The organism is Mesonia aestuariivivens (assembly GCF_019311235.1).
Lineage (GTDB): Bacteria > Bacteroidota > Bacteroidia > Flavobacteriales > Flavobacteriaceae > Mesonia > Mesonia aestuariivivens.
Map to the genome: position 1 here is coordinate 109,709 of NZ_JAHWDF010000011.1, position 14,481 is coordinate 124,189.

General features: G+C 34.9%; 10 protein-coding genes and 1 pseudogene. 5 read left to right on the plus strand and 6 right to left on the minus strand.

Annotated elements, in window-relative coordinates; genetic code table 11:
• Positions 1-258: 258 nt before the first annotated feature.
• Positions 259-2,871, minus strand: a complete 2,613-nt coding sequence (gene alaS / locus KW502_RS11245; protein WP_219040655.1) for an alanine--tRNA ligase — start codon at positions 2,869-2,871, stop codon at positions 259-261.
• 121 nt (positions 2,872-2,992) lie between these two features.
• On the opposite strand from alaS, the gene KW502_RS11250 reads away from it, so the two are divergent.
• From KW502_RS11250 to KW502_RS11270, 5 genes are all read left to right on the plus strand, one after another.
• On the plus strand, positions 2,993-3,967 hold the full coding sequence (locus KW502_RS11250) for a M23 family metallopeptidase (protein WP_219040656.1): 975 nt from the start codon (positions 2,993-2,995) through the stop codon (positions 3,965-3,967).
• A complete protein-coding gene (locus tag KW502_RS11255; protein ID WP_219040657.1) occupies positions 3,967-4,296 on the plus strand; it encodes a MerR family transcriptional regulator in 330 nt (109 codons plus the stop codon). The genes KW502_RS11250 and KW502_RS11255 overlap by 1 nt, the downstream gene beginning before the upstream one ends.
• Positions 4,297-4,306: 10 nt before the next feature.
• A complete protein-coding gene (locus KW502_RS11260) occupies positions 4,307-4,897 on the plus strand; it encodes a LemA family protein (protein WP_219040658.1) in 591 nt (196 codons plus the stop codon).
• Between the two features lie 95 nt (positions 4,898-4,992).
• Positions 4,993-5,424, plus strand: a complete 432-nt coding sequence (locus tag KW502_RS11265; protein WP_219040659.1) for a TPM domain-containing protein — start codon at positions 4,993-4,995, stop codon at positions 5,422-5,424.
• The gene (locus tag KW502_RS11270) at positions 5,424-6,248 is read left to right on the plus strand and encodes a TPM domain-containing protein (RefSeq protein ID WP_219040660.1); all 825 of its coding nucleotides are present in this window, start codon (positions 5,424-5,426) and stop codon (positions 6,246-6,248) included. The genes KW502_RS11265 and KW502_RS11270 overlap by 1 nt, the downstream gene beginning before the upstream one ends.
• A 134-nt stretch (positions 6,249-6,382) precedes the next feature.
• Here the strand turns inward: KW502_RS11270 and KW502_RS11275 are convergent, their stop codons facing one another.
• The 5 genes and pseudogenes from KW502_RS11275 to KW502_RS11295 form a co-directional block, all read right to left on the minus strand.
• Positions 6,383-9,133 (minus strand): outer membrane beta-barrel protein, encoded by a 2,751-nt coding sequence (locus tag KW502_RS11275; protein ID WP_219040661.1) that lies wholly within the window; start codon positions 9,131-9,133, stop codon positions 6,383-6,385.
• Between the two features lie 261 nt (positions 9,134-9,394).
• Positions 9,395-10,306 (minus strand): PorP/SprF family type IX secretion system membrane protein, encoded by a 912-nt coding sequence (locus tag KW502_RS11280; RefSeq protein WP_219040662.1) that lies wholly within the window; start codon positions 10,304-10,306, stop codon positions 9,395-9,397.
• Positions 10,307-10,319: 13 nt separating this feature from the next.
• Positions 10,320-11,558, minus strand: coding sequence for a T9SS type B sorting domain-containing protein (locus KW502_RS11285; protein ID WP_219040663.1), 1,239 nt, complete (start codon positions 11,556-11,558; stop codon positions 10,320-10,322).
• Between the two features lie 6 nt (positions 11,559-11,564).
• On the minus strand, positions 11,565-13,001 hold the full coding sequence (locus tag KW502_RS11290) for a CshA/CshB family fibrillar adhesin-related protein (RefSeq protein ID WP_219040664.1): 1,437 nt from the start codon (positions 12,999-13,001) through the stop codon (positions 11,565-11,567).
• Positions 13,002-13,015: 14 nt separating this feature from the next.
• Positions 13,016-14,481, minus strand: a pseudogene (locus tag KW502_RS11295) (hypothetical protein); the annotation flags it as partial.

Here is a 14,481-nt window from a genome sequence, read left to right on the forward strand (position 1 = left end):
TTGATATTAAGGTTGAAATTGATTACCAATATGAGGTGCTGAAACAATTTCAGCATGACGCCGACTTAAATATTTAAAAGCGTCATCCCAGACTTGATACGGGATCAGATATTCTATTAAACCATCCTGCCAAGAACAAGTCTTAATATCCCTCCTTTAAAAGGAGGGGAGCTTTTAACCTTTTTAAACAAAACTTCGACAAGCTCGGTTTGACAAGTTGAAAAAATTAAAACCTCATCAACTCACCAACTCACCTCACTAACTAATATACTTTTTCCCTTCTTCTAACGCTTTTGCAATTCCATCAGGATTTTTCCCTCCGGCTGTAGCAAAAAATGCTTGTCCGCCGCCGCCGCCTTGAATATGTTTCCCAAGTTCTCGAACAATTTGACCTGCATTTAAACCTTTCGCTTCAGCTAAATCTTTAGAAATATAACAAGAAATAATCGCCTTACCGTTATGAGCAGATCCTAATAATAAAAATAAATTATCAACCTCACCCCCTAACTGAAAAGACAAATCTTTTAAAGCGCCACCATCTAGATCTACTTGTTTGGCTAAAAACTGAACCCCGTTAATTTCGGCTAATTCACTTTTTAAATCTCCTTTTACGTTTTTTGCTTTCTCTTTAAGCAACACTTCAATTTCTTTTTTTAATGCTGAATTTTCTTCCTGCAAATCGTTCACCGCTTTAATGGGATCTTTTACATTTTTAAATAGCGTTTTAATTTGGTTAAAGTTTTCACTTTGTTGCGTCAAGAAATCTTTTGCAGCATCGCCAGTTATCGCTTCTATTCTTCGTACTCCCGATGCAACAGCTCCTTCAGAAACAATTTTAAAATGCCAAATTTCAGAGGTATTGGGCACGTGCGTTCCTCCGCATAACTCCATCGACTCTCCAAAGCGAATCGTTCTTACAGCATCGCCATACTTTTCACCAAATAATGCTATGGCTCCTTGTTCGATAGCTTCAGCATAAGCTATTTTTCTATTTTCTTCTAGCGGAAGATTTTCGCGAATTCTCGCATTCACAAAAGCTTCAACTTGTTTTAATTCTTCTGGAGAAACTTTACTAAAATGTGAAAAGTCAAAACGCAAGTAACTGCTATGCACCATCGATCCTTTTTGCTCGACGTGCGTTCCTAAAATACTACGCAGTGCTTGATGTAACAAATGGGTTGCCGAGTGATTAGAAGCAGATCTTGAGCGCTGTTTGGCGTCTACCACCGCTTTAAAACTTCCTTCTAAATCTTCGGGAAGATTTTTTACAATATGTATAATTTGGTTATTCTCTTTTTTGGTATCTACAATGTAAGTTACATTTCCGTTAGTACTTTCTAAGTAACCTTTATCGCCTACTTGCCCACCACCTTCAGGATAAAATGGAGTTAGGTTAAATACCAATTGATATAAAGTACCGTCTTTTTTACTTTCTACTTTTCTAAATTTGGTGATTTTCACTTGCGCCTCAAGACTATCGTAACCAATAAACTCTTCTTCATCGTCTTCGCGTAAAATTTGCCAATCTTCCGCTTTGGTTTGCGCGGCAGAGCGTGAACGTTCTTTTTGTTGCTGAAGTTCTTTTTCAAACTCCGTTTCATTCAATTTAAAACCGCGTTCTTGTAAGATAAGTGCCGTTAAATCTATAGGAAAACCAAAGGTATCGTAAAGCTCAAAGGCTTTTTTACCAGAGATCTCTTTGCCATCGGCTTTTTCAATAATCTGATCTAATAAAACTAAACCTTGATCTAAGGTGTTTAAGAATGAATTTTCTTCTTCTCTAATCACATTTTCACAAAGATTTTTCTGCTTTTTTAGTTCTGGAAAAGCAGTGCCCATTTGCTGACTTAAAGTAGCCACCAATTTATAGATAAAAGGTTCTTTTTGATTTAAGAATGTAAAGCCGTAACGAATCGCACGGCGTAAAATTCTACGAATCACATAACCTGCTCCGTTATTGCTTGGCAACTGCCCATCTGCAATGGCAAAGGTTACAGCACGAACGTGATCTGCAATAACACGAATAGCAATATCTAGCTCTTCAGACTGCCCGTAGATAGTATTGGTTATGGTTTGTATTTCACGAATTAGCGGTGTAAACACATCGGTATCGTAATTAGACTTCACATCTTGCATCACCATACACAAGCGCTCAAAGCCCATTCCTGTATCAATATGTTTGTTAGGTAACTCTACTAAAGAAGCATCTGCTCTTCTGTTATATTGAATAAAAACCAAGTTCCAAATCTCTACCACTTGCGGGTGATCTTGATTCACCAACTCTTTACCTGAGATTTTGGCTTTTTCTTCTTCAGAACGAATATCGATATGAATTTCAGAGGCAGGCCCGCAAGGTCCCTGATCTCCCATTTCCCAAAAATTATCTTTTTTGTTTCCTAATAAAATACGCTCTTCAGGGACGATCGCTTTCCAAAAATTATAAGCTTCTTCATCTTTACCAATACCATCTTTTTCATCACCTTCAAATACAGTAACGTAAAGAATTTCAGGATTAATTTCAAAAACCTCGGTAAGTAATTCCCAAGCCCAAGCAATTGCTTCTTTTTTAAAATAATCGCCAAAACTCCAGTTGCCTAGCATTTCGAACATGGTATGGTGATAGGTATCTTTCCCTACCTCTTCTAAATCGTTATGCTTACCGCTAACGCGCAAACATTTTTGAGTATCTGTAGCTCTAGAATTTTTGGGAGTAGCATTTCCTAAGAAATATTCTTTAAACTGGTTCATCCCTGCATTGGTAAACATCAGGGTAGGATCATCTTTAATCACCATAGGTGCTGATGGTACAATCTGATGTTTTTTAGATTCAAAAAACTCTAAAAATTTGCTACGTATTTCGTTAGATTTCATACACGACTTTTTGCAACTTTAATGTTAAATTATGTTACTAGTGAAACAATTTTTATCTTTGTTCGTCTTCTTAAGCAGAACTGCTTAATTTTTGATGACAAAAATAGCATAAATTCAGACAATGTCGAAGGTTAAATATTATTACGATAGTGAAACCCTTTCTTACCGAAAAATAGAGCATAAAAAAGGTAGAAAATGGGGGTATGGATTGTTAGCGGTAACGGCTTCTTTCTTAGCAGGATTTTTATTATTACTGGTTTACTTAAACTTGCCACAAATTGAAACTCCAAAAGAAAAAGCACTAAAGCGAGAGTTGCAGCATATGCAATTACAATATGGAGTCTTAAATAAAAAAATGACTCACGCTCAACAAGTATTAGAAGAGGTGCAACATCGAGACGACAATATTTATCGCGTTTATTTTGAAGCCAATCCCATACCAGAAGAGCAAAGAAAAGCAGGTTTTGGTGGGGTTAACCGCTATAAAAACTTAGAGGGCTATGATAATTCTGAATTACTGATAGAAACCAACAAGCGTTTAGATATTTTACAAAAACAAATTGTCGTTCAGTCTAAATCATTAGATGAAATTGCGGCTTTAGCGAAAGAAAAAGAAAAGTTACTTACTGCTATACCCGCCATTCAACCCGTGAAAAATGAAAATCTAAGACGCATGGCTTCTGGCTACGGGATGCGAATGCACCCTATCTTAAAATACCGTAAAATGCATAATGGCATGGACTTTAGCGCGCCCACAGGTTCTTTGGTTTATGCTACTGGAGATGCAGTCGTAAAAAGGGCGCAACGTACTACTGGTTTTGGTAACTTAGTAATTTTAGATCATGGCTTTGGTTATGAAACTTATTATGCGCACCTTAGCAAATTCAAAGTAAAAAAAGGGCAAAAAGTTAAACGCGGAGAAATTATTGCCGAGGTAGGAAGTACCGGTTTATCTACCTCTCCTCACTTGCATTATGAAGTGCATAAAAACGGAAAAGTGGTGAACCCTATTAACTTTTATCACGGCGACCTAACAGCTGAAGAATATGACATTATGTTAAACCAGTCTAGTTTAGAAAATCAATCTTTAGATTAATGCACGTTAACCTTCCAGAAAAACTTTATTATGGTATTGGCGAAGTTGCCAAAGCCTTTAAGGTAAATACTTCGCTCATCCGGTTTTGGGAGAAAGAATTTGATGTAATTCAGCCTAAAAAAAATGCTAAGGGAAATCGAAAATTCACCAAAGAAGATATTAAAAATCTCGAATTAATTTACCACTTAGTTAAAGAACGAGGTTTTACCCTAGAAGGTGCAAAAACACATTTAAAAGAAGAAAAGACCGAAACGCTCAACAACTTCGAGATTATTCGTAAATTAGAACATATAAAATCTGAATTAAACAATATTAAAAATCAACTTTAAATAACAAAGAATGAAAAAGTGGTTAATCCCCGTAATTATAATTGTAGTCATTGGTATTATTGGTTACAGCCTTACTGCAGGCGTAAATAATACAGCCGTAGAATTAGAAGAAAATGTAAAAGCTTCTTGGGCTAATGTAGAAAGTGCCTACCAACGTAGAACAGATTTAATTCCGAATCTCGTTAATACTGTAAAAGGTGCTGCAGATTTTGAAAAAAGCACCCTAACAGATGTAATTGAAGCTAGAGCTAAAGCGACCTCTGTTAACATTAGTGCCGATAATTTAAATAATGAATCGCTACAACAATTTCAAAAAGCACAAAGCGGACTATCGTCTGCGCTTTCTAAATTAATGGTTAGTGTAGAGCGCTACCCACAATTAACGGCCACACAAAACTTCAGTAATTTACAATCGCAATTAGAAGGAACTGAAAATAGAATTAACGTAGAGCGTAACCGTTTTAATGGTTCTGTTCGTGAATACAACACCTATATTAGAAAGTTTCCTAACAATATTTTTGCAGGAATGTTTGGGTTTGAACGAATGACGCCTTTTGAAGCAGAGGCTGGCGCAGAGAAAGCTCCTGACGTAGAATTTTAAAAAACTAATGCTGAATTTTTTCAGCATTTTTTCATGAATAATCTTTTTCTAATTCAAGTTTAGCAAGAAGATTATCTCCTAAAAAAACTAAAGCAATGGCTAAAGAATTAATTTCAGCTGAAGAAGAAGAGCAAATTGTGGAAGCAATTAGAACTGCAGAAAAAAACACCTCTGGAGAAATTCGAGTTCATCTCGAAAAAAAATGTCCTATTAAAATTTTAGATCGTGCTAAAGCTGTTTTTCATGAATTAAAAATGGATAATACTAAACTTGAAAATGGTGTGCTTATTTATTTAGCGCTAGAAGACCGTCAGTTTTATATTTTAGGTGATAAAGGTATTGATAAAAAAGTACCCGATAATTTTTGGGAAAGCACCAAAGATATCATGTTAGCTCATTTTAAAAAAGACAACTTTAAACAAGGCTTAATCGATGGCATTTTAAAAGCAGGAGAACAGTTAAAACAACATTTCCCTTACCAACAAGACGACATTAATGAACTTTCAGACGAAATATCTAGAGGATAATGCAACAGAGCTCATCTATTTTTAGTAAAAAAACTTTATTCACCATTGTATTATTATTGATCGCAACTGTAGGTTTCGCTCAATTAAATATACCTGATAAGCCTTCAGAAGAAACTAGTGTTTATGATGGAGCAAATGTTTTAAACGCTTCAGAAAAAAGCAGTTTAGAACAAAAGTTACTACGTTATGCAGACACCACCTCTACGCAAATTGTCATAGCCACAATTCCCAGTTTAAACGGCGAACACATTGGCACTTATGCCGCAGAATGGGCACAAGCTTGGGGAATTGGGCAAAATAATAAAGACAATGGTTTTTTAATTCTTTTGGCTAAAAAAGATCGCCAAATCTTCATTGCTACCGGTTATGGTGTAGAAGAATATATGACCGATGCTACCAGTAAAACTATTATCGATCAAGTAATTTTACCTGAATTTAAAAGCGGAAGTTATTATCGTGGTTTAGACAAAGGAACTACGGCAATTATTCAAGTAATGAGCGGAAGTTTTGAAGCTAACCAAGCAAGAAATCTTGATTTCAATCCATTTCCTCTTATCATCGTATTTATTATTTTTATCGTAATTATCATTTCTATTATCAAGAAAAATAAAGGTGGAGGCAACGGTAGCGGCGGTCGAAGAGGCGGTGCAGATACAATTTTTGATGCTATTATTTTAAGCAGCCTTGGTCGCGGTATGTTTGGCGGCGGCGGACATTCTTCTGGTGGCTTTGGTAGCAGCGGAGGTTTTGGCGGCGGTGGCGGCTTTGGTGGTGGCTTCGGCGGCGGCGGCTTTGGAGGCGGCGGTGCTGGCGGAAGTTGGTAAATCTAGTAATTCATAAAACTTGACATTTAAATTCAAAGTAAGTCTCGGGGTATTAAACCCTTTGGTGGCCTCAATAAAAAGTCCCATTTACTTAAAGTAAATGGGACTTTTTATAACCAAACACTTGTAAAAAACTAGAACCTACCTCTTTTATCATTCGGTTTTTTTCCTCCAAATTTGCTAAATTTATAGGTGAAACTGAACATGACATATTGCTCTAAAACTAACTGCTGAGTATCTTGAATAAAATCTTCTCCTGTATTTCTAGAAGTTGCTATATTTTGATCTAATACATCAAAAACTTTCACTTTAACAATACCATCGTCACCTAATAATTGATAACCTAAGCTCATATTCCATAATACAAAATCATTTTTAAAACCAGGAGCCATATTTCCCATATGTTGATAACTAATATCGTTACCAAAAATAAAATTCTTAGGCCAATAAGAAGTAACTTCTATACCAAGCTTATGGTTAATATAGTTTTGATTTCTATTAGCATCTAAACTGTAACTTGCATTGTTATAGGTTAATTGATAATTAGGATCTAAAGTTAAAAATTCTTCTATTTCATACCTTATCGCTAATTGAGGAGATAGAGATAAGGTTTCTGAATTATATTTTTGAGTATTAGAGAAACCTACGTTTCTATTAAAAGTGGTTCTAAAACCTACTCTTGGATTTAAGGAGTTTCCATTTTCTAATTCAATATTTTTATTCAAACTAAAGCCTGCAAAAGCACTATAAGCCCCATTTACATTGGTATAGGTGGTAGTTCTTACCAAATCTTCATTTGTAGTTGTAAATGAAACTACCCGATCTTTATATAAACTTCCACCTAAATAGGCATAAAAACCTGAGCGTGATTTAAAATCGTAATTATTAAAATTAGCATAAACACTATGTTCTAATGTGGGCTCTAAATCAGGATTACCTGTTACAATATTTAACGGATTGGTGGTATTGGTTACCGGTTGTAATTGAGTTAAACTTGGGGTATTTCTAGAACTTCTATAATTAAAATAAACAGATTTAGTTTTGGTTAATTTGTACCTTGCATTAGCGTTTACAAATAAATTAGTATAAGTATTATCGAAAGAGCTTTCTGTAAATAAATCTTTATTTTTTAAGCGTATATTTTGAAGGCCTCCCGAAAAATTTGCTCGTATTTTATCGCTATTGAAAACCAACCCCAGTTCTGGACGATGATTGAAGGTTTCAGATTCAAAATCGTTACTCAACTCGTTATTTAACAAATTAAAAACTTCTTCTCCTTCTTCTCTATCATAAACCAATCTTGCACTGCTCTGATTAGATTTTCGATAAGAATAGCCTAAATCTAAGGAAACTTGACCTGAAAGCGGTAAACGAGAACGAAACTCTAATGCATATTCATCTTCTTCTGTATCTTGATCGATAAATTGATCTTGAACTTCGGTACTTTCTAAATTTCCTGAGTCGTTATATATTTCTCTAGAGGAATAATAAACTTGATCGTCTTCTGAAGTAGCATTGGTCGTATTTAAGCCCAAACGAACGAATGCCCCTTTATCTCCAAACTTTCGAGTGATATCAAAACGATTGCTAAAATTGGCATTAAATACCTCTCCTTTTTTTTGAGTCGTCGCATTGTTAATTGGAGTTCCGTCATTTTCAAAAGATTCTGTAAACGAATTACTGGTTGAAAAACCTTTATTCATATTTACATTAGGTCGAAAGGAGATTCTCGTTAAACTATCGGGTTTAAATTCAAAATTTACCCGAGCACGATGGTTATCGTTTTGACGATTTGAAGTAGATTCTGAATTATTAAAATAAGTTCTATCAGGCAAAATATTCTCTCGTTCTACTTTGGTTGCCGTTTTATTATCGGTGCGATTAAAAAAATAATTTGAATTTAAATCTGCTTTCTCTCCCCATTGATTAGCGAAGTTGAAACCAGCGTTATCAGCCTTTGTAATTCCGCCACCACCGTTGCCATTAATAGAATAAGCACTTCGTCCCATGGCATCGAAAACTTCATCAAAGGTGAATCCAGAAGAATTGATATTATTGGAACTCCCTAAAACGCTCAGACGTAATTCATCCTTAAAATAATTGGCGATTCCGCTTAGCTCATAGCGTTCATCAGTTCCTCCTCCTGCAGTTAGTCTAGAGAAATATCCCTTATTTTTATCTTCCTTTACGGTTAGGTTAATGGTTTTATTTTCAGAATCTCCTTCTTCTCCAGTAAATTCTTCAGATTTGGTCTTGGTATCGACCACTTGAATTTTATCGATAATTTCTTTGGGTAAGTTTTTTGTGGCTATTTTGGGATCGTCGCCAAAAAATTCTTTTCCGTTCACTAAAATTCGAGAAACTTCTTTGCCGTTGACCGTAATTTTACCACTATTATCAACCTCTACTCCTGGTAATTGCTTTAACACATCTTCTACATTTGCATTAGGCTGTGTTTTAAAGGAAGCGGCATTAAATTCTAACGTGTCTTTTTTAATGGTTACTGGAGCACGATTTCCTTTTACCAATACTTCCTCTAAACTATTGGTTGAAAATTTCATGATCACTTCACCTAAATCAATATTCGATTCTTCTTGTAAAGAGAATTGTTTTTTATAAGTATTAAAACCCGTATAGCTTATAAATATATTAATTGCATTGGCATCACTTTTACCTTCTACAGAAAAATTACCATCTACATCTGAAATGGTATAATCTACCAGGCTACTATCCTGAACTTTTTCGATGTGAATGGTGGCAGACTCAAGGGGTGTATTTTCTGAATCTATTACTTTTCCTTTTACTTGAAAATCTTGTGCTTTTGCATACGCAAAACACAATAAAGACATTAGTGCTAGTAAAATTACCCTAGAATTAAATTTCATAAAATTAAGTAGTTAGGTTTTGTTGTTAGACCTCTATAAACCTAAGAAGTTTAATCTTTATAAAATTATCTTTACTGAAATTTATTTTTCATTCTCTATTCTTTTAATCGCTAAATGTTGAATCAAGAATAGGCATTTTCATAACTTTTAATTCTATGTAATTGAAGAACTGAAATAATATATGAATACCGAAGTATTATAGGCCATAAAGTTAATTTTTGATGTTTGATTGAGTTCTTCGCTACTTGTAGTCATCTAATTCTAAAAACACCTAAATCTATTTCTATAATTGCCCCATAGTTCAAAACGTAGTAAAACTTCATGAGAGCCACTATTATAACGGCTTAATTCGGTAGTTTCATAATCGTATGCATAGCCTAGCATGACTTGCTCTGAAATTTGAAAACCCACTACCGCACTTACCGCAGCATCTAATCTATAAGATGCCCCCAAAGTGAGTTTATCATTGATATAAAAATTAGCAGAAAGGTCTACAGCCAGAGGTGCTCCTGATACTGATTTTACTAAAAACGCTGGTTTAAATTTTAAATTTCGATTTAACTCCCATACATAACCTCCTATAAAATAAATGTGTGCTTTATTGGTGTACGTAGATAAGGCGATATCGTTATATCGTTTGGTTTGCAATAAATTAGGAGTAGAAATACCCAAGTAGCCCTGATCTGTATACAGGTAAGCTCCCATCCCTACCACCGGTGAAAATTCACTGGTGTTAAATAATAAGGGATCGTTTACATCTGCAATAAGCAATTGATTAATATCTACGGATAAGTTTTCTATTCCTGCTTTTACTCCAAACGATAGTCTAGTCTCTTCACTTCGGTCTAACGGCAAAATATAAGAAAAATTACCCGCTACATATTCTTGATTGGAAGCTCCTATTCTATCGCTCACCACATCTAAACCTAAATTCACTAAACTTCTGCCTCCTAGTGGAGTGTGAGCTGAAAAATTTAACGTTTGTGGTGCTCCGTCTATTCCTACCCATTGATTACGGTAAAGCCCCACGACACTTAGTACTTCTCGTGTACCCGTATATCCTGGGTTAACACTCATCGTATTATACATGTATTGGGAGAATTGTGAAATTTGTTGGCCCTGAACAACAGCACAGAAAAACAAAAATAAGATATGTATGTATTTTAACTTCATAAGTAATAATATCTTATTCTACACTTAAGTGTATATATCCTGACTTGGCATGCTTCGATAAACCTTTTCCTTTTTTATAGTTATATTCTAATAAATAATAATATGTACCTGAAGGAAGTTGTGATTGCTCTTGCACAGTTAATCTTCCTGTTGAATATCCATCAAAAACCTGGCCAGGATCTCCGTAACTATTTGTTTCAAAGACTTTAACCCCCCATCTATTAAAAATTTTAACCACTAAATTTTGAGCACAATCTGGGTTTTCATTTTCAATTTTAAGGGAGTCGTTAAAACCATCATTATTAGGAGTAACGGCATTAAATACTATAATATCGCAAGGATTTATCTCTTTAAACTTCATAAGTGCGAAAGTGTAAATTCCAGACTCTTTAACTGCAGCAGTTATTGCTTCTTCTGAAAAATTTATAGCTCCACCTATATCTATCCAACGTTTCGCATTAGCATTCCATTTTACAATATGAACCGCATTTTCTTGATTTAATTGATTCAATATAAATGAAGGAGTGGTTTGTGCATCCCAGCCTAAGCTTAATAACATTTCTTGTGATTCATCGATCGATATTTCCCAATATTCTTGATGATCTATTTTCTCGATTAGCGGATCTTTTAATTGTAAATCGTAAGTTACACCAGGGTTAGAAAGAAAATAAGTAGCTTTAATTAAATGCGTAGACACTAAATTAGATGTTCTAGCAGGTCTATAAAAATTACGATTTCCTATAGGATAAACAAAATCTGAATTCCCATATTTATGTACCGGACCATCTACAAAACTTAATGAAGAAGCATTAAAAGCCATAGCATTTTCTAAAAAATTAAGTTCTCCTTGATAAACTCTATTTTCTAAAATACCCAAATTAAAGTTTACATGTTGATATACATTAACTTTAGTTTTTAATTGAAAAGCAATAAAAGGTGTTAAATTTTCTAAATGAAAATTAGTGGTAAAAATCTCATCACCTGCAATGGTTTGAAGTTGTTTCCCTACCATTCTTAAAACTCCTGTAGGATTATAAAAATCAAAAATCCCTTCATTGGTAAGATTTCCATATAAGCTTGAGCGACCGTCATTATAAAACTTAGCTTCTGGTGTGTTATAAAATGATGAAACACTAGAAAATTTTGTGTTTTCACTTACATACAACATGCCCGTATTTACCGTTTGCGCATACGTTTTTATCCCTGTATAGGAGAGAGAAAAAAATAATAGTATGTAAATTTTTATTTTCAATTTTAGTTATTCTTGAATTACAGAAGGAATAGAAGGATTTACGAGTACAGGTTTTACAACATACATTCGATGATCTTCTATTTCTCCCTTTAATAACGTTGCTTCTGGGGTTAAGTTTCCGTAATAGTTTTCAGAAAGTCTTAATCTTACGTAAGTTGGAGCTAGCACCACATCATTTGGCACCACCCAATTTAACGTAGCGGTTCCTGTTCCTGCAGGAACTTCGACCATTACACCTTCTGAGGTTTCAAAAACTCCATTTAAATTAAAATCTATCCAACCTTGTAAAAAACTTGCTTTCAAAGCATAATAAGGCACTTGCATCTCAAAATTTTCTTCAGCTTTATAATTAAAATTTTCATGACTAAAGCGTTTTAATTCTGCTGGCAATGCATCTTCTTCATTTATACTTCCTCCATCATTATCGTCTCCTAAAGCATCTATACTATATTGAGTGCTTTGATCGGTATCTGGTATTTCCGATCCGATATGTGAAAGGTTAGTTACTTGTACTTCCTGAGCAGGTTGATAATTACTTGTATTTAGATTTTTAGGAGAATTGAGCGCTATTTGATCATCATTAAAACTAGTTTTATCTATAATATGCAGAGGGTTTCCGTAAATTTCTAGAGCGTCACCACCGTCTACTTCGGGCAAAATTATCCCTAAAGCTATAGCGGTTAAGCCACTCCCTTTAATCTCTACATTAAATTCAACTGCATAATCATTCGCTTCTGTAGCATAAGCATTTTCTGAAAAAGATAAAATAGAAATGGCAGCGGTATTATTGTCATTTCCTTGGTAAAAACGAATTTGCTGTTCTGTACCATTTTGCGTTTTTTCAGCTCGGTAAGCTCCGGCATTCAAATTCTTTTTCACTTCAACTATTTTCCATTCACCATTCGCACTAGCTTTTATTTCTTCTGAAGAAGCCAATGATTCTGCATCAGCAACTACAAGTCCTTTTAATCTTACCGGGTTACCATCTAAAAAAGCTTTACATTCTACTGAAAATCTTGAAGTACTACCACTATTTTCATTTTTGATACCCGATACCATTTGATTGTTAGTCCCGGCACCACCAATATTATATAAATCGTCTAATGAATCTCCAGTATAATTTCCTGGAATATAACTTTGTATAGGCGCGTTTGGAGTAATATTTTTTAAAGTGGCTTGCAAGCAAAAATACTTATTACCTCCTAAATTAATTGAAGCGTAAGAAGTCTCTCCATTTTGGAGTGTCTGATTACTAAGCCCATACGTATGCGATTGATTATTAGCGCCCCAAGTAAGCCAAACAATTTTGTTTAAATAAAGTCCGTTTCCTCCTGTAGCAAAAGTAGAAGTTACAATTTGGTTAGGGTAGCATTGGGCTTGCATATAAGGGCTACAACTTATAACCACTAACATTAATATTATATAGATTTTATTATTCTTCATTTCTGTATCAAAAGTTATTTTACTTCAAAAACAATATTCATAAACGATGCTGTACTAACCTGAGAATTATTAATTACATCATACGTTAACACTCCATTATTAGAGATAGCTACATTTTGAAATACTGAAGAATCATAATAAGTTACATAATAGTTAAGTTTTGAAGCATTTATAACTGGCAACGTATTACCTGTGTTATTAGGATTAGTCACTAAAGCAGGACTGCTAGTTCCTCCAAATTGATTTGAATATTTCTGATACAAATCCACTACACCATAGGTTTCTCCTGCTGGAACTTGATCTGCTGAAGTAGGAATTAAGATGGGTGGCATATAAAAAAACTTAGGCATCGCTGCGGTTACTTTTTTTAAAACACCGTCATCATCCATAACCACAATAAAATGCGGAGGTGTTTTCCCATCTTCTAAGCCTTCAATTGCTAAAGTATTAGTAGCAGTTGTAGTTATTGTGGTAGCTTCAGTTAAATTGCCTCCTAATTTAAATTTTCTGTAAGTCTTATTTAAACCATTTTCCGCAGTAAAATTTACCGTCTGCCCTTGACCATTGAGATTCGTAAAAGTAAATCCTCCAGCAGTAGTTGCTCCGTAACTTACAGCATTGACATCTATATCTAAAGTATCGCCACTAGCAGTAATATGTCTATAAATACCTCCGCCAATATCTTCTAATTGATCGCTGTTATTTTCTAATAATTCGATGATCTCGTCGTAAACAGCGCCTTCATTCTGGATATCATTCACCACATCGCCAATCACTTCTACCGTAACCCCTAATCCATTGGCATTGGTGAATACATAATTATTATTGGCATCTCTAGTGTAACTCACTGTATTGGCATCAAAGTCCACCGCTGTGCCATCTACCGAAGTGTGCGTAAAAGTGCCATCGTTGTTGTTGACGAAAGTATCGCTGTTATTCTCTAATAATTCCAAAATCTCATCATAAACAGCGCCTTCATTCTGGATATCATTCACCACATCGCCAATCACTTCTACCGTAACCCCTAATCCATTGGCATTGGTGAATACATAATTATTATTGGCATCTCTAGTGTAACTCACCGTGTTGGCATCAAAGTCTACCGCTGTGCCATCTACCGAAGTGTGGGTAAACTTTCCTTCTCCAAGATCTGTAAATACATCGCTATTGCTGGTTAATAATTCGATGATCTCGTCGTAAACAGCGCCTTCATTCTGGATATCATTAACTACATCGCCAATCACTTCTACTGTAACCCCTTCTCCATTGGCATTGGTGAATACATAATTATTATTCACATCTCTAGTGTAACTCACTGTATTGGCATCAAAGTCTACCGCTGTCCCATCTACCGAAGTATGGCTAAACTTTCCTTCTCCAAGATCTGTAAATACATCGCTATTGCTGGTTAATAATTCGATGATCTCGTCGTAAACAGCGCCTTCATTCTCAATATCATTCACCACATCACCGATCACTT

Excerpts from the sequence above, each read along its gene's own strand:
- alaS (WP_219040655.1), bottom strand. The coding sequence starts at position 2,871 with ATGAAATCTAACGAAATACGTAGCAAATTTTTAGAGTTTTTTGAATCT.
- KW502_RS11250 (WP_219040656.1), top strand. The coding sequence starts at position 2,993 with ATGTCGAAGGTTAAATATTATTACGATAGTGAAACCCTTTCTTACCGA.
- KW502_RS11255 (WP_219040657.1), top strand. The coding sequence starts at position 3,967 with ATGCACGTTAACCTTCCAGAAAAACTTTATTATGGTATTGGCGAAGTT.
- KW502_RS11260 (WP_219040658.1), top strand. The coding sequence starts at position 4,307 with ATGAAAAAGTGGTTAATCCCCGTAATTATAATTGTAGTCATTGGTATT.
- KW502_RS11265 (WP_219040659.1), top strand. The coding sequence starts at position 4,993 with ATGGCTAAAGAATTAATTTCAGCTGAAGAAGAAGAGCAAATTGTGGAA.
- KW502_RS11270 (WP_219040660.1), top strand. The coding sequence starts at position 5,424 with ATGCAACAGAGCTCATCTATTTTTAGTAAAAAAACTTTATTCACCATT.
- KW502_RS11275 (WP_219040661.1), bottom strand. The coding sequence starts at position 9,133 with ATGAAATTTAATTCTAGGGTAATTTTACTAGCACTAATGTCTTTATTG.
- KW502_RS11280 (WP_219040662.1), bottom strand. The coding sequence starts at position 10,306 with ATGAAGTTAAAATACATACATATCTTATTTTTGTTTTTCTGTGCTGTT.
- KW502_RS11290 (WP_219040664.1), bottom strand. The coding sequence starts at position 13,001 with ATGAAGAATAATAAAATCTATATAATATTAATGTTAGTGGTTATAAGT.